General features: G+C 66.0%; 10 protein-coding genes. 2 read left to right on the forward strand and 8 right to left on the reverse strand.

What is annotated here, in order from left to right; all coding sequences use genetic code 11:
- Nucleotides 1-177: 177 nt before the first annotated feature.
- The 3 genes from HPY83_04895 to HPY83_04905 all read right to left on the reverse strand — a co-directional run bounded on the left by HPY83_04895 (nt 178) and on the right by HPY83_04905 (nt 6,683).
- Nucleotides 178-2,073 carry a DUF2723 domain-containing protein gene (locus tag HPY83_04895; GenBank protein ID NPV07286.1) on the reverse strand — a complete coding sequence of 632 codons (1,896 nt, stop codon included), beginning with the start codon at nt 2,071-2,073 and terminating at the stop codon, nt 178-180.
- A 3-nt stretch (nt 2,074-2,076) separates the two neighbouring features.
- Nucleotides 2,077-4,764 (reverse strand): hypothetical protein, encoded by a 2,688-nt coding sequence (locus HPY83_04900; protein NPV07287.1) that lies wholly within the window; start codon nt 4,762-4,764, stop codon nt 2,077-2,079.
- A 71-nt stretch (nt 4,765-4,835) separates the two neighbouring features.
- Nucleotides 4,836-6,683 carry an AI-2E family transporter gene (locus HPY83_04905; GenBank protein ID NPV07288.1) on the reverse strand — a complete coding sequence of 616 codons (1,848 nt, stop codon included), beginning with the start codon at nt 6,681-6,683 and terminating at the stop codon, nt 4,836-4,838.
- A 167-nt stretch (nt 6,684-6,850) separates the two neighbouring features.
- On the opposite strand from HPY83_04905, the gene HPY83_04910 reads away from it, so the two are divergent.
- Nucleotides 6,851-8,230, forward strand: a complete 1,380-nt coding sequence (locus HPY83_04910) for an aminotransferase class III-fold pyridoxal phosphate-dependent enzyme (protein ID NPV07289.1) — start codon at nt 6,851-6,853, stop codon at nt 8,228-8,230.
- A gap of 59 nt (nt 8,231-8,289) precedes the next feature.
- Here the strand turns inward: HPY83_04910 and HPY83_04915 are convergent, their stop codons facing one another.
- Nucleotides 8,290-9,069: a sugar phosphate isomerase/epimerase gene (locus tag HPY83_04915; GenBank protein ID NPV07290.1), complete on the reverse strand. Its 780-nt coding sequence runs from the start codon at nt 9,067-9,069 to the stop codon at nt 8,290-8,292.
- Between the two features lie 468 nt (nt 9,070-9,537).
- Here HPY83_04915 and secA point away from each other — a divergent pair, with 468 nt between their 5' ends.
- On the forward strand, nt 9,538-12,441 hold the full coding sequence (secA, locus tag HPY83_04920) for a preprotein translocase subunit SecA (protein ID NPV07291.1): 2,904 nt from the start codon (nt 9,538-9,540) through the stop codon (nt 12,439-12,441).
- 53 nt (nt 12,442-12,494) lie between these two features.
- Here the strand turns inward: secA and HPY83_04925 are convergent, their stop codons facing one another.
- From HPY83_04925 to HPY83_04940, 4 genes are all read right to left on the reverse strand, one after another.
- Entirely contained in the window at nt 12,495-13,310 is an 816-nt protein-coding gene (locus tag HPY83_04925; protein NPV07292.1) for a sulfite exporter TauE/SafE family protein, read from the reverse strand.
- A 167-nt stretch (nt 13,311-13,477) separates the two neighbouring features.
- Nucleotides 13,478-15,007: a bifunctional phosphoribosylaminoimidazolecarboxamide formyltransferase/IMP cyclohydrolase gene (purH, locus tag HPY83_04930; protein NPV07293.1), complete on the reverse strand. Its 1,530-nt coding sequence runs from the start codon at nt 15,005-15,007 to the stop codon at nt 13,478-13,480.
- A gap of 70 nt (nt 15,008-15,077) precedes the next feature.
- The gene (purN, locus tag HPY83_04935; GenBank protein ID NPV07294.1) at nt 15,078-15,710 is read right to left on the reverse strand and encodes a phosphoribosylglycinamide formyltransferase; all 633 of its coding nucleotides are present in this window, start codon (nt 15,708-15,710) and stop codon (nt 15,078-15,080) included.
- A 27-nt stretch (nt 15,711-15,737) separates the two neighbouring features.
- A complete protein-coding gene (locus HPY83_04940) occupies nt 15,738-16,820 on the reverse strand; it encodes a phosphoribosylformylglycinamidine cyclo-ligase (protein ID NPV07295.1) in 1,083 nt (360 codons plus the stop codon).
- Between the last annotated feature and the right edge of the window lie 72 nt (nt 16,821-16,892).

The following is a 16,892-nucleotide window of genomic DNA, read 5'->3' on the forward strand; positions in this document are numbered from 1 at the left end:
CCTCCAAAGAAGATGTGCCTGGAATGCAGTCGGGGTCTGCTCTCGCACTCTGAGCGCAGTGAAGGACCTTGGTGGCGGTGCTCGCTGGAACCGGTCCCTCCGCTCCTGAGCTCTTGCCATTCGGATTGGCGACTACGATAGGAAGCACCGGCCTCGCCGCGCCAGTGGTACTGACTTTCAGTCTTTGGGCGGGCGGATCTCCAGAGGGCCCAAGTCCAGAGCCCGGCCGTACGTCTGGAGCGAGGGGTACTCGTACATGCCAGCCAGGAGGCGGTACGTCCCGGGCGGGGCGTCCTCTGGCACGGCCAAGTGGTGTTCGTCCCGTATCACCTGGCCAGGGACCCAGAGGTCAGCGGGATAGTACACGCCCCCAGGGCGGTGGTCGCTGCCGGGCCATGCCGGCCGGCCCTCGGCGTCCAGCACGTGGATGTAGGACGAGTAGGGGTAACTGAGGGCCTCCAGCGGCCGCCAATAGAGGACCACGGTCACTTCCTCGCCCGGCACCACGGCCTGGGCGGGTGCTTCCCAGCCCAGCAGCTCCAGTTCCTGCGACAGGTGCTGCGAATCGGCAGCTGCTGGGTTCATCTGCCACGGCCCCAGCACCCTGACCAGAGGGGGAGTGGCAGGCTCCAACTGGAATCCTACCTCGAGGCCGGGCATATCCTTGATCAGGTAGACCTCGCGGCCGGTGGGCAGTACCCGGTGCGCAAGCGCGCCGATGTGGGCGTAGGGGGGCTCGGGCGAGATGAGCGGAAAGAGGCCCAGCAGGTCGGGCCGAGCCCCCAGTACGTACTGGTGATACCATAGGGGCACGATCTCGTTGCGGTCATTGGACAGCAGGATGGCGCCCCTCGGTGCCCGGTCGAGAACGGCGGGCCACCGGTCGGCGGGTGGCTCGGGCACCGATGCCAAGGCGAGGGCCCTGGCGCCCGGCAGCCTGAAGAGAACCACGATCACCACGACGCCGGCGAGGAGAGGCGCCACGATCCGATGGCCGCGAGCCAGAGCGGAGGAGGCGATGGCCGTCCCCGCCAGTATGGCTCCGATCTGGTACACGGGCAGGTAGAAGACGCGGATGTCTCCGATGCTGTACACGAGATTGAATGCCACATTGAGCGCAAAAGAGCCAGCCAGGAGGACGGCGGCCTCCCTACGGTGTCGCATGAGCCAGATGACCCCAGCCAGGGCCAGAGCCCAGACGAGCAGGCTCAGTTCCGCGGCGGCCCAGCCGACGGCTTCCTGGGCGCGGGCCGGCAGGCCCACGAGCGTGACGGCAGTCCCGAAGGGCTGCCCCGACACGAAGGTGAGGAAACCGGCAAGGTCGTTGCGGTACAGGATGAGCTCGTCCCCCGGAGCCAGCTCCAGGTGCAGGTAGGGCGTGTGGGACGCTCGCAGGGGGAGATAGGCATAGAAGAGCAGTGGCAGGAAGGCGGCCAGAGCCGCGCGGGCGATGTCCGACCGCGCCGGGCGGGGTGGCCGCGCCAGCGCCAGGGCCAGGAGGGTTGGGGGGAGGTAGAGAAGGGTCATGCGGTGATGCGCCAGACCCAATCCCAACAGCAGCCCAATTACCCACCACCTGCCCGGCTGGTGGGTGTACCTTAGCCCCAGCAGGACCAGGCCGGCCAGCAGTAGAGCATGAAGGCTGTACACTTCGGCCACGATGCTCTGCGACCAGAATGTAGGCGAAGCCGACAGGGCTAGCCCGGCGGAGACCCCTGCCGGCCAGGCAGCCCACCAGGGTGATCGGCTGGCCAATGCCAGCACTACCAGGCAGGTGAGTCCGACCGCTGCCGCCCCGAACAGGGCCGACAGCAAGTTCAGGGCGTGCGCGGGGGAGCCAATCGGGGCGACCCGGGCCCAGAGCCACCCGATGGTGAGATAGAGGGGATAGCCCGTTGGGTGGGCGAGGCCGCCGATGGCAGCAGCCATCTGGAACTCGCCCGGGTCGCCCTCGAGGACCCCGGTGGCCACCGTGGGCAGGAACAACGCCAGAGCCCCCAGCCCGACGGTCAGGCTCAGCAGCGCGTCGCCAAGCGGGGTGCGTCCCTGGGTGCCGCGGCCGTGCGAGCCCATGCCTCAGGGTAGGGGCTGGAGCGTGAGCTCAGAGAGGGCTGCCGACAGGGAGCGGAAGTCGGGGCTGAGCCTGAGGTAGGCGCTGTCGCCTCCCGCCTCGAGGGCCGAACCCGCGGTGGCACCGGTAGCTCCGATCAGGGCGTACCCCGGGGAACCGGCCGGAGGGCACCAACTCGCACCGGCGCTCTGGAGGGCTCGGCAGATGGCCTCGTCCGGGTGGTCGGGGACGCCACCCGAGACCGCGGCGATCACGCCGGTGCCGAGGTCAGCCTGGTCTAGGAACCGAACCATCACCTCGCCCTCCTCCCAGGTGAAGTGGGCTCGAGCCAGGACGGCCCCGCTGCTGGGGTGGAACAGAGCCAGGTTGATGCCTTCCGCGTGTAGGGACCCGTCTTCGGTGCCCACGGTGATGTAGGCCAGCTCCGGGCGGCTGTTGGCCTCCAAATGCACCGGCGCCCGAATGCCGGTGCCACCGATCATGTAGCCATCCGCGAGGACGTCCACGGGCCTGCGGGCGTGGGCCAATCGGATCTGCACCCGATTCAGGCCCTCCCTGAGCGTCTCCCCGGGCACCGAGATGGAGTACTGCTGCCAGTTGGGGGCCATTCCCAGGCGGGCCACCTCCTGCCCGTTGACCGCCACCGTGAGGCGCTGCTCGGGAGCACCCGGGAAGGTGAACGGCGCCGCGCTGAAGGTGAGAATGCGATCCGAGGGGTCGCTCGCCGGGAGGTAGACCTCGGCCACGGTGCCCTCGATCCACCGGCCCGGCACACCGGCGATGACCTCGGGGCGGGACCAGCCGCGGCCCAGGTACATGCTCCGGTCGCTGTCCGCTAGCTGCAGCGAGACATTCTGGGGCGTATCGGGCCGGCTGACGCGGTACGCCACTAGCCGACCCTCCGGGTCGCGGTGAACCTCCGTGAGGTCGAAGATGCGGGAGACGTAGGCGAAAGCCTCGTCGTAGGTGTCGGCGTAAGGCAGACGCCCAGGGATGGGTGCGTGCACGACCAGGTAGCGCAGGTCCAGGACGGTGGCCAACTCGGCGGCCAGCTGGCGCTCCCGCTCCAGATCCATTGGGGGCAGTTCTTGGTACGACTCGACGGCCAGCAGGCGGGCTAGTGGCGTCGCCGTTCGGTAGTAGTCGAAGTTGATGTCGGGCGCGCGGGAGATGTTGCCCCCGATGAAGCGCTTCTCGTGCACCGTCTGGTAGTATTGCAGCTGCGTCCGCTCTGCCCCAAGGGTGCCGAAGGAGCTGCGCACCCCGAAGGGAAGAGTCAGGATGGAGAACTCGCCTTCCTCCTGGGCCAGGGAGGCATAGAACTGAGGCACGGAGGCGTCGGTGGTGGGCAAAGGCAGCGAGATGCCGTCCCACATCAGCACCAGGGCGCCCGCCGTCGCCAGGATGCCCCCTAGCCACCAGCGCCGATAGTGCTGTGCCAGCCAGTGGACCCCCATGCCGACGAGCGGCGCCAATGCCATCACCGCCAACACGCTAAAGCGGTTCGGCGCTCGGCCGGCGCTGGCCAGAGGGATGTAGTGCAGGAGGACGAAGGGCAGCGGCACGGTGGTGGATAGGCCGTCCAGGTCGAAGACGTAACGACCGTTGATCTGGAGGAGCGGACCCAGGGCCAGCACTACCGAGCCCGCTGCGGTAACGAGCCAGGGAAGGACACGGCGGGCGTAGACCACCGCCGCCACCGCCGCCAGGACCAGGGTGCCGTAGCCGAGGAAGAGAGTATGGACGTCGCTGAACCGTCCGGTCCCGGTCATCACGTCGCGCAGGTGTCGGGACCAGTCGGACCCCCAGAGTGGGTGTAGGGCCGTCGGGGTAAGCAGGCCCACCAAGTCCGCCGACAGCCGCAGAGCGTCTCCCCAGCCTGTGATAGCATAGTCCCCGCGCGTAGTCTCCCGGAGGATAGGCCCTAGCAGCGGACCGTAGAAGAGGGCCGAAGCGGCACCGGTAAGGCCCACTCGGGCGCCAAGAGACTTCAGGCCCAGGCCGCGATAGCGGAACGTCGCTAGGACCAGCAGCAGAAGCACCATGAGTAGCCCAAGCGTCATCTCCACCAAGGCGGTCATGGAGAACGCCAAGCCTGCCAGAATGGCGTAGAGTTGCCAGCGGATGCGCTCGTCCAGCGCCCGCAGGCCGAAGTAGGCGAAGAGGGGCAGGGTAGCCACCATGACGTAGATGTAGTGGCCCAGGGCAAGGTAGACGAAGCGACTAGCGGGGAAGGCATAGGCCAGGCCGGCGACGAAGGGACCCACTTGCCCGGCGGCCGCCTCCTTCCGACCTGCCACCCGGAAGGTGAGGTAGCGGGTGAGCAGGTAGGTCGAGTACCCAGAGAGGGCCAGCATGGCCCAGAGCACGACGTTGGTGGCGAGCGGCAGGTTGCTAACCAGATAGACTGGCAGGCTCAGGGCGGACCCGGTGAAGTTGAAGGTGTAGAGCACGAGAGGCACGCCGAGGGGATAGAAGATGTAATCCGTGGTCAGTGGGTTGACGCCAAGGTCGAGGGCGGAGTGCTTCAGCCACCAGGTGTTCCACAGGAAGGTATACTCATCGTAGGCCCAGATGTCTGTCCCTGGCACAAGCCGGGCCGGTTGGGTGGCCACGGGGTAGGTGAAGGCCAGCGACAGCAGCACATACGCCAGCAAGACGAGCAGGTGCGAACGTCTGGCAATGGGGGGCATCCAACCTCCTAGGCCGCGCCATGCTAGCATAGGGGGACGGTGCCCCACAAAGGCCGGATGCCCGCGGATGCCTACTGGAAGTAGTGACGGAAGAAGGCGAACGCCTGCTGGCCGGCTGCTTCCCAGTCACGAGTGGTCTCCAGGGACTCCATCCACTCGATGCGTTTGTGGGTGGTGCCGAGGCGCTCGAGGACGTAGCGCATGTCCTCGGGACTGGCCATCTCCGGCTTCTCGGTGTGGACCAGGAGCACGGGGCAGGTGACGCTGGCGAGCTCCCGGTGCGTCCGTTCCTGGAGGCGTGCCGTCTCGCTCTGCGTGCGATCCGGACGGAGACGGGTCGGGTGGGCGAGGAGCACGGCGCTGGACAGCCCGGCCGTCGTGGCGCCCGATTCTGCGTACCGCCCGTCGCGAGTGAGTGGCAGAGAGAGTGCTGCTACCCCGGCGACAGGCAACTCCGAGGCCGCGTGGAGGGCCAGAACGGCACCCAACCCCTGACCGACGATGAAGACCTGGTTGCAGTCCCGCCACAGCCGGTCCAGGGCGAGCAACACCGAGGAGTACCAGTTCTCCCAGGACCCCTCGGGCTCCGGCCGGTACGGATCCACGCCCAGTGAGGTGATCCCGCGGCTGGCCAGGTAGCGTCCCACGGTGTGCAGCCCGTCGGAGGGGGGGCCCAGCGTGGGGACAAGCAGGCATCCTGGACCCATGGCAGGCAGGTAGAAGGTACCTTCGGTGGCCGCACCCTCCGAACTCCTCGGCAAGCTCTCCCGACGGATCTTGCTCTGCTCCAGGTAGGTGACGCTGAGGGCATAGATAACGCCAGCCAGAGGGATCCCGAAGACGAGGCCCCAGAAGCCCACTAGCCTCATGCTCACCATTATGGCCATGAGCACTAGCAGTGCCGGCATACCGAGGACGTCAGCCATAACCCGGGGGGCGAGCACCTGAAGCAGGATCTGCTGGTACACGGTCATCACGATGAGTAGCCAGAGGGCGCTCTGAGGGGCCTGAACCAACGCCGTGAGAGCGGGCAGGACCATGGCAATGGGAGCGCCTATCAGGGGGATCAGCATGAGGAATCCGCTAAGGGCGCCGATCACGATGGCCAGGCCGATGCCGGCGAAGGCCATCACGATGGTGGCAGGCAGTCCGTAGAGGAGCGCGATGAGGAGTTGGCCGCGCATGAAGCCCCCGAAGGTCCGGGAGATGGACTGGCCGAGGAGGTTGATCTGGCCGTGATAGTGGTCGGGGATGACGGCGTGGAGCTGCCGAGCCAGGCGCGGTCCGTCCAGGTTCATGTACAGACTGAGGGTGAGCACCAGAAGGACGCTCACTAGGATGGAAGCCAGCCCAGCCGCCCAGGCGAAGGCCTGCTGGACGATCTGGGCCCCGAACGCCTCCGCTCGCTGCACCAGCTGGTTGGGCTCGTAGAGCTGGTTGATGTCCACTTCCACTCCGCGAGCCGCCAGCTCCGCCTGAAGGCGGACAAGGAGGTCTGGCACTGCCTCGATGAGCCTCGGCGCCGCCCGCCCCAGGTCCACAAGCTGGGTCACCAGAGTGGGCACCGCTACCAGCAGCAGCACCGCCAAGCCCAGGAGGACTCCCAGGTACACTAGGACCACCGCCAGAGTGTGGGGCAGGCGGAACCGGTCCAGTCGCGAAGCCAGTTGCGGCCGAGAATGACGTGCGGCAAAGGCGACCACGACGCTGGGTATGGGGTGCCGGTTTAGGTAGTTGATGATGGGTGTGAGCAGGAAGGCCACCAACCAAGCGCCGGCGAAAAGAAGCAGTATGTCCAAGAAGCGGCGGGCCACCTGGAATATCTGCCCGCCGATGAAGATGACAGCGGCAATGAGCAGCGCTATGATGAGCGCGCGCAGCAGCTTGCTGGAAGCTTGTGACGTACCCCGTTCGTCCATGGACGCTCCGGTCCAGTGGGATGGACCTTGGTGCGGTAATAGGCCAGCACCCATAGTCTAGCACCGGCCGAGGGTTATCTCAATTGGACCTAGCGTGGTTGCGCCCAGCTTGTGGCAGGCGCGGACGATGCTCGGCGATACACTTCGAACTCCGAGGTGACGGCCTGATGGCAAAGGTACGAACCACCATATACGAGAGCTACTGGGAGCGCTTTCCCCGGTCGCGCGAGTTGGCCGAGGAGGCCGGACAGGTCATTCCCCGTCGGGTGACCCACGACGCCAGGCACATGTTGCCCTTCCCCCTTTACATGAGCCACGCTCTGGGGTCGCACAAGTGGGACGTGGACGGGAATGAGTACATAGACTACGCCGGAGGGCACGGTTCTCTCCTGCTCGGTCACAGCCACCCGGACATCGTGCGGGCGGTGCAGGCCCAGGTGGAACGAGGCACTCATCTGGGCTTCTGCCACGAGAAGGAGCTCCGCTGGGCCGGCCTGGTCACCGAGCTAGTCCCTTGCGCCGACCGGGCGGAGTTCACCATGAGCGGCACGGAGTCGGTGATGCTGGCTCTGCGCATCGCCCGAGCCTATACCGGCCGGGAGCGGATCATCAAGTTCCAGGATCACTTCCACGGCTGGTATGACCAGGTGTACCACGCGCTCTCGGTTCCCTTCGATGCGCCGGCCAGCCAGGGGATTGCGCCCAGTTGCCTCGAGCCCGTCACGGTGCTGCCGCCTAACGACATTCTGCCCGTGCAGGCTGAGCTGGCCCGCGGGGACGTGGCCGCTGTCATCCTCGAGCCCAGCGGGGCTCGCGCGGGGCGCCTTCCCGTGGACCGAAGGTACCTGGCCCAGCTGCGGGAGGAGACCGAGCGCAACGGGGTGGTGCTGATCTTCGACGAGGTGATCACGGGGTTCCGCTATCGCCCCGGCGGCGCTCAGGAGTACTACGGAGTCACGCCGGATTTGGCCACGTTCGGGAAGATCGTGGGCGGCGGGTTGCCGGCGGGAGCCGTGGGCGGCAAGGCCGAGATCATGGCGGTGCTCGAGTACGGGCGGCAAGGGAGGGTAGGAGGGCCGAGCCGAGTGGCGCACACGGGCACGTACAACGCCAACCCGCTGGCCGCGGCCGCTGGGGTCACCATGCTGGAGCACGTCTCCACTGGCCTGCCCACCGCCAGGGCCAGCGAGATCGGTGCTGCCATCAGAAGCGAGCTGAACGCCGTCTTGGCTCGTACTGGCGTGAGCGGCTGCATCTACGGGGACTGCTCCATCGTGCACTTCCTTCTGGCCCCGCCCGATCGCTGCCCCCCGCTCACCGAGGACGGCCTGATCCCGCCCGACTTCCCCCTGACCCGGCTGCTAGAAGGCAAGTCGGAGATGACCGGTCACCTCAAGCGCGCCCTGCTGCTCGAAGGGGTGGACATCCTGGGCGACCACGCCTGGGTGTCGGCCGCCCACGACGAGGACGACGTAGAGGAGACGGCACGGGCTTTCGAGCGGGCTATCGGCCGCCTCCTGGTCGAGGACTTGGTGGCCAAGAGGTAGGCGGAGGAGGGAGCGGAGCGCCGTTGGGCTCCGCTCCCTCCGTCTAGTGAAGAAACGGCCTACCGCCGGGCCAGATCGTTGTAAGCGTCCCAGAGAGCGCGGTAGTAGCCCATGATGCGTTCGGGCTCGGGCGACTCTGGTATCTCGGCCAGGCAGAAGCCTTGGTAGTTGATGCTCTGGAGGAGCGACACCAACTCCCGCCAGGGATAGTCAGGGATGTATATGTCACGCATGTGGACCAATCCAATGCGGTCCGCCATGCGGTCGAAGTTGGGCTTGATGGAGCCGGACGCGGTCACATCGGGCGGGTTGGAGTTCCAGCAGATCCTGGCATTGGGGTGCTCGACGTACTGCATGATCTGCATGAAGTTATCGGGTTCCTGAGTGACGCGCCCGTGCACCTCCATGCGCACTTCGACGCCGTAGTCGGCGGCGAAGGCGGCGCATTCGTCGAAGGAGCGGCCGATCTGCTCGTAGGTCCTCTCCCGCGGAATGCCTTTGTCGTCCTGAACCCCGTTGGGCCGGACCTTGATCCCTTGGGCGCCCACGTCCGCAGCCAGACGAGCGTACTCCTTGGTGCCTTCGATGTTGGCCCTAAGTTCCTCAGGGTCGGCGGAGTGGTACTCGTAGGTGCTTCCCAGGCCCACCAGAGTCACCGGTGAATCGGCAAAGCGACGGCGAACGTCGGCCCGTTCGGCGGGCGAGAGCGACAGCTCCACTCCGTGGGCGTGGGTGGTGCGCAGTTCGACCCCCTCGAAACGGTTAGCGCTCAGCTTCTCGATGATAGTGGGTATGTCCCAATCCTTGGCCAGGTTGTAGGTGACCGTGCCCAGCTTCATGATACCCTCCGGTGGAATGCCTCAGTGTGGTTGCCCCGTAGTCTAGTGACCTGGCGGCCGGGATTCAAGCGAGCCAGGACGCTTCCGTCCGGGCGGGATGACCGCGTCTCCCAGGGCCGAAGCCGGGAGCGAGCACTTGCCGACCGCCTAGGCAAGGGCAGTCCGACGGCGCTTCGGCTGGGATCCGAGGTGCGGCGTGGCTCCTCCCATGCTCATTGCGTCTTCGCTGGCTCAGGTGCGCCCTTGACTAGTCCGCTCCCCCAGGCGCGTTGATGCCCTTCCACATCGCCAAGCAGGGCCCTGGTGCGTGTGGGCGCACGCACTCCTCAGCGATCTGGGGCGTCCGAGGCAGAAGATGCTATCGCCCTGGCTCCTCTTCGCTGGCTCGGGCGGTTGCTGCTTTGATGGTATAATGAGCCTTATGACTGCAGACGACAGAATGGGTCCAAGTGACTGGATGGTTCGAGCATGCTCAAGGGCATTCTGAAGAAGGTCATTCCTGATCGAAACGAGCGCCAGCTGGGCAGGCTGGGCCCTCTAGTGGAGGAAGTGGCGGCCCTGGAGGCCGAGTACGAGCGCCTTCCAGACGGGCGGATGCGGGATCTGACGCAGGAGTGGCGCCGAGAGATACAGTCCACCGCTCCCGAGTTGCGGGAGCGGGCAACCGAGCTAGAGGCTCAACTCCGCTCGGGAGGGGGGGACAGGCAGCGGCTGGCTTACGATCTGGCCCAATTGCGTAAGCGCATCCTGGCAGCTGAGGGCGAGGCGATGGACTCGATACTGCCTCAAGCTTTCGCCTTGGTGCGAGAGGCGGGCAAACGCACCCTGGGACAGCGCATATTCGACGTACAGGTGATGGGCGGGGTGGTCCTCCACCGGGGCCAGATCGCGGAGATGAAGACTGGCGAAGGCAAGACCATAACCGCGACCATGCCTCTGTACCTGAACGCGCTGGCCGGCCGAGGGGCGCACCTGGTGACGCCCAACGATTACCTGGCCAAGGTCGGCGCTCAATGGATGGGGCCGATATACCACCTGCTCGGCCTCAAAGTGGGGGTGATCCAGAATGCGGCCGCTGACCGCCGGCTGGGCTCATTCATTTTCGACCCCAGCTACCAGGCGGAGGACGACCGATACCAGCATCTCCGGCCGGTGGAGCGAGCGGAAGCCTATGCCGCCGACGTGACCTACGGCACCAACAACGAGTTCGGCTTCGATTACCTGCGGGATAATATGGTGGTGGACCTCAGGCAGAGGGTGCAGCGAGAGCTCTACTATGCCATCGTGGATGAGGTGGACAACATCCTCATCGACGAAGCCCGCACCCCCCTCATCATCTCGGGGGAGGCGGAGGAGTCGGCCCAGTACTATCAGGTCTTCGCGCGGCTGGTTCCGCGCCTGCGGCCGGAGCACGACTATGTGGTGGACGAGAAGGACCGCATCGTCACTCTGACCGACGAGGGAGTGGCCAAGATCGAGTCCGCGCTGAACATAGACAACCTATACTCGCCCGAGCACTACCACCTGACGCCCTACCTAGACAACGCCTTGCGGGCGCACGTGCTGTACCAGCGCGATCGCGACTACATCGTGCAGCAGGGCGAGGTCATCATCGTGGATGAGTTCACTGGGCGGCTCATGCACGGCCGGCGGTTCTCTGAGGGCCTGCACCAGGCCATCGAGGCCAAGGAAGGGGTGAAGGTCCAGAAGGAGACGATGACCTGGGCCACCATCACCTTTCAGAACTACTTCCGCATGTACGACAAGCTGGCTGGGATGACGGGCACTGCGGCCACGGAGGCAGAGGAGTTCAGCCGCATCTACGGGCTGGACGTAGTGGTGGTGCCCACCAACAAGCCCATGATCCGCGAGGATGCTCCGGACCTGGTGTACAAGTCGGAGGCGGCGAAGTACAGAGCGGTAGTGGCCGAGATTGAGGAAATGCACCGGATCGGGCGGCCTGTCCTGGTGGGCACTGCTTCCATCGAGCGGTCAGAGATGCTGTCAGCGATGCTGAAGCGCAAGGGCATCCCTCACCAGGTTCTGAACGCCAAGCAGCACGAGCGCGAGGCCGCCATCATTGCCCAGGCCGGCCGCCCGGGGGCGGTCACCATTGCCACCAACATGGCCGGTCGCGGCGTGGACATACTCCTGGGCGGCAACCCCGAGGGGATCGCTCGGGAGGAACTGCGGCGCCAGGGGGTGGACCTCACCACCGTCTCCCCACAGGAGTGGGAGGCAGCCGTGGCGCGCGCCAGGGAGATGACCGAGAGAGACCGACAGCGGGTGCTGGAGCTGGGTGGCCTGCACATCATCGGCACGGAGCGGCACGAGGCTCGACGCATTGACAACCAGCTACGCGGGCGTGGCGGCCGCCAGGGGGATCCAGGGTCCTCGCGGTTCTATCTCTCGCTGGAAGATGACCTCATGCGTCGCTTCGGGGGAGACAGCGTAAGGGGCCTGATGGATCGGCTGGGCGTGGAGGAGGACATGCCCATAGTGCATGGCCTGGTGTCGAAAGCCATCGAGAGCGCCCAGACGAGGGTGGAAGGCCACAACTTCGACATCCGCAAGCACGTGCTTCAGTTCGACGACGTGGTGAACACCCAGCGCGAGGTGATCTACGAGCAGCGGCGGCGGGTGCTGAGCGAGGCAAACCTGCGCGACGTGGTGTGGGACATGGTCGAAGCGGAGATCGCCGGGGCAGTTCACAGACACCTCAACGGCTCAGCCTGGGACCTGGATGGATTCCTGGCCGAGGTGGGGTCGCTGCTCCCCCTTCCGGCCACCACCAAGGCGGCGGAACTGGAGGGGCTGGACGCCTCCCAGATCGAGGACCGGTTCATCGAGTTGGCGCGCCAGGCCTACGAGGCTCGGGAGCGCCAGTATGGCGAACAAGTCATGCGCCAGCTCGAGCGCATGGTCATCCTGAGGGCGGTGGACACACGCTGGGTGCGGCACCTCACCGACCTAGACGCCCTGCGGGAGGGGATCGGGCTGCGCGCCTTTGGCCAGCAAGATCCGCTGGTGGCCTACAAGAGAGAGGCGCACGCCATGTTCGACGAGCTCAACGCCGCCATCCAGCGGGACGTGGTAAGCGCCATCTTCCGGGCCCAGCTGGTGGCGGCCCCGCAGCCGGCGGTGGACCCGCAGCGATTGCGCACGAACCGGGCCGACGGGGGCGGCGTTGCTCGGACACCGGTCCGGGCTACGGCCCAGAGCAAGCTGGGGCGCAATGACCCCTGCTGGTGCGGGAGCGGCAAGAAGTATAAGCACTGCCACATGCGCCAGGATCAGGGCCTGGAGCCGGAGGCTTCGGGTGCTCAGGGGGGGCATCGCGATAGCGACAACCGCCAGGCTGGCCTCGGCTAGATGCCCGGAGACGAGTGAGCCTCAGTACGAAGGCTGAACGTGCTTGGCGCCGATCACCCTGCCAGGATGAGGATTCTTACCCCGACCAGCAGGAGGGCGATGGCGAGACCGCGCATGATCCATGTCCCGTGCACGCGCCTGGAGAGCGCCGCTCCGACCTGTGCCCCCACGAGTGCTCCTGCCGCGAGGAGTATCGTGCGCCGGATGCCAACCGAGAAGGCGCCCGTTGCGATGTGGGTGGCAGTGCCCGCGAGAGCGGTCATCGCTAGGATGAAGTGTGAAGTGGCACAGGCGATGTGCGTGGGGAAGTGCAGCAAGTAGACCAGAGCGGGCACATGGATGATGCCGCCGCCGATCCCCAGCAGGCTGGAAACGTACCCCACGACCATGCTCAGCATGACCCCGACCACGGGGTCATACCCGAAGGCGTGGCTGGTACCGTCTGCTTCCACAAGGTGGCAAGCCAGGTGACGCCTGGGCAAGGGGCCCGCAGCTTCCTGCTCGGCGTTCGGCCGTAACAACAGGAAGACCGACCCCAGGATCAGTACCACTGCGAAGATGAGATTGAACTCCTGGCGAGGGATGAACGAGGTAGTGAGGGCTCCCAGGATCGCGCCAGGCACTGTGGCGGCCGAGAACAGCAGGCCTGAGCGGTAGTGGACGCGTCGCATCCTGCCATACGCCACAGAGCCAGACAGAGCGTTGAAGAAGACAACGGCCAGAGAGATGCTGGTGACGACCTCCGGCTTCTCATTGGGATAGAGGAGGAGGAGCGCTGGCACTAGCACAAACCCGCCACCAGCGCCGATCAGCGTGCCATAGGCCGCAACAACGAATCCCAGAGGGATGAGCCACCAGTAGTGCCAGATCAAAGTGCTTGCTCCTGAAGTCGAGGGTTGAGAACGGCATCTTGCGCGTGCGGCTGCAACTGCACGCGTGCTGGTACCGCGCTCGCGCCAAGCGAACCGCGGTGTGGTCAACCAGAGGTTGGCTTCCGCGGGGTTTCGCCGCCCGCCTGCGTCGGCGGCGCCAGCTGCTAATGTAGAAGGTGGCGCATGCCGGTGAAGACCATGGCCAGGCCGTGCTTGTCAGCCGCGGCGATCACGTCCTGGTCCCGCACTGAGCCGCCGGATTGGATCACCGAGGTCACTCCCGTCCCGGCTGCCACCTCGATGCCGTCGGCGAAGGGGAACATGGCATCGGAGGCCATGGCGGCACCTCTGGCCCTCTCGCCAGCCTTGCGAGCGGCTATCCACACGGAGTCGATGGGACTCATTTGCCCAGCGCCGACGCCCACCGTGGCCATCCCCTGGGCGAGCACGATGGCGCTAGACTTTACGTGCTTGGCCACCTTCCAGGCAAACCGCAGGGAGCGCATCTCCTCTTCGGTAGGCTGGCGCCGGGTGACCACCTTTAGTTCGGCCGCGTCGCCGTGATCCGGCGTTTGCACCAGCCCGCCGCCAACGATCTTGCGCAAGTCGCAGGCCGGCCTGGTCGCCACTTCGGGCACGACGAGCACCCGCAGGTCGGCCCTCCTGGCCAGGCGCCCCAGAGCCTCCTGGCTGTAGCCGGGGGCCAGCAACACCTCCACGAAGAGATCATCCAGGGCCTCCACGAAGTCGGCCGCCACTGGGCGGTTCACGGAGATTACGCTGCCGAAGGCGGAGACGGGGTCGCTGGCCAGAGCCTGCTTAAGGGCGGTCACCGGATCCGCGGCCACCGCCGCCCCGCAGGGGTTGTTGTGCTTAATGACGGACACCGCCGACTCCTGGAACTCCTGGGTGACGGCCAGGGCGGCCGCTGCGTCTATGATGTTGTTGTAAGAGAGTGGCTTCCCCTGAACGACCTGTGCCTGAGGCAGGCCACAGCGAGCGCCACTCTCCCGATACAAGGCCGCCTTCTGGTGCGGGTTTTCGCCATAGCGCAAGTCCTGCACCTTCTCGAAGGCAAAAGAGATCGCCTCAGGGAAGCCGCTGCCCGCGAATCCGGCATCATAGAGATGGCGCGAGATGACAGTGTCGTAGCTGGCGGTGTGAGTGAAGGCCTTCTGGGCCAGCCGACGGCGGATCCGTTCGCTCACCTCGCCCCGCTGCCGCAGCTCATCCAACACCATCCCGTAGTCCCTGGGGTCCACCAGCACGGCCACCCGGGCAAAGTTCTTGGCGGCGGCTCGCAGCAGAGCTACGCCACCTATGTCTATCTGCTCCACGATGTCGTCCAGCGAAGCCCCGGGTGTGGCGATGGTCTGAGCGAAGGGATACAGGTTGACCACAACCAGGTCTATGGGCTTGATCCCCAGCTGGCGTAGCTCCTCCATATGCTCAGGCGTCGGGCGCGCCAGCAGGCCGGCGTGTATCACGGGGTGCAGGGTCTTTACCCTGCCTCCCAGCACCTCAGGGAATCCGGTCAGGTCGCTTACCTCCAGGACCGTCAGGCCGGCCTGGCGCAGAGCGCGCGCGGTGCCGCCGCTGCCAATCAATTCCACGCCCAGGTCCGACAGGGCCTGGCCCAGCTCAACCAGGCCGGCCTTGTCATAGACACTCAACAGGGCTCTCTTGACCTTCATGGGACGCGTTCTCTCTCCTCGATAGGGTATGCTGGCGACCAAGTGAGATGGCTGGCGGGCCGCGGCCCGGTCACCCCGAGACGGTCACCTCGCCCGTCACCAGGCGGCGCAGGGCCTCCACCAGTGCCTCGTGCTCAGCGCGGTGCACCCGCTCTTCCAGGTCCTGCAGGGTATCTTCAGGCTGGATGGGGATGCGACGCTCCAGGATCACGGGACCGGCATCCACGTCCTCATCGGGCACCAGGTGCACCATGAGCCCGGTGTGGGCGATCCTACCTTGGCGGAAGGCTTCGTGAGCGCGCTGGATGGCATGCGTTCCGGGGAACTGCCCAGGCAGGGCGGGGTGCAAGTTGATGACCCGATTAGGGAAGTGGCGGAGGAACTCCATGCTCAGCACGTGCATCCAGCCGGCCAGGACAAGCCAATCGGGCTTGTAGGACTGCACTAGCCGGGCCAGGTCGGCGTCGTACTCCTCGCGGGACTTCCCGGCCTCGCGATAGGGCTTCAAGGGGAAGTACTCCACCGGTATGCCGGCGGCGCGGGCCCGCTCCATGGCGTAAGCATCCCTGCGGTTGGAGACGACCAGGCATACCTCCGCATCAGGTATGCGCCCGTCGCGGACGGCATCAATGATGGCCTGGAGATTGGAGCCATAGCCACTGACCAGGACGGCGATGCGGGCCGGGCGCGAAGCGACGGTCATTGGGGGTGGCCTCCTGCGACTGGATACCTAGATGAGCTCAACCTGATCCTTCTCCCGGGCTTTGATCTCTCCGATGTGAGCCGCCCCCGGGCCGGCCAGCGACATGGCCCGGCGCAGTTCGTCGGCGGCGACCACGGCTACCATGCCCACGCCCATGTTGAAGACGCGATACATCTCCCGCTCCTCCACTTGACCTAACCTCTGTATGAGGCCAAAGAGAGGCGGGACGCCCCAGGAGCCCTTGCGCACTACAGCACACACGCCGGGAGGCAGCACGCGGGGAATGTTGTCGTAGAACCCTCCGCCGGTGATGTGAGCCAGGGCCTTGACGTGGACGCCCCGGCGGAGGCGCCGGACCTCGGGCAGGTAAGAGCGGTGAGGGGCAAGAAGGGCATCCGCCAGGGGGAGGCCCAATTCCGGGAATACGTGATCCAGGTCGTAGTCAGCGAAGACGCTGCGGATGAGGGTGTAGCCATTGGTGTGGGGCCCGGACGAGGGCAGGCCGATGAGCTGATCCCCGGGCACGACGGACTGGCCGTCAATGATATCGTCCCTTTCCACCAGCCCCACGATGGCCCCCACTACGTCGAACTGCCCCTCCTGGTAGACGCCGGGCAGCTCGGCTGTCTCCCCGCCGATGAGGGCGCAGCCCGCGACTCGGCAGGCCATTGCCATGCCGGAGACAAGCGCGGCAATCACCTGGGGGTCCAGCTTGGGGGCAGCTAGGTAATCGAGGAAGAAGAGGGGCTCGGCCCCCTGCACCAGGATGTCATTCAGGGAGTGATTGACGATGTCCTCGCCCAGTCCCTCGTAGCGGCCCGCCCGAGCGGCGAGCATGGTCTTGGTGCCCACGCTGTCGGTGGAGGCGACCAGCACTGGGTGCTGCATCCGGGTGAGGGCAGCGGCCGAGTACAGGCCCCCGAACTGCCCCATGCCGGCCAGTACCTCCGGGCCGTAGGTGGAGCGCACTGACGCGGTCATCAACTCCAGCGCCTTCATCTTGGTGTCAATGTCCACGCCCGCGCGGCTGTAGGCGCTCTCCTGGCGGCTGTCCATGTGTGTCTCCCTCTGATACGTGACAAGCGACACATGACCCGTCATAGGCGACATACGATACGTGGTGTCGCACGCATCACGCATCACGTATCACTCTTCACGCATCACGTATCACTCTTCACGCGT

The organism is Anaerolineae bacterium (assembly GCA_013178015.1).
Taxonomy (GTDB): domain Bacteria; phylum Chloroflexota; class Anaerolineae; order DRVO01; family DRVO01; genus Ch71.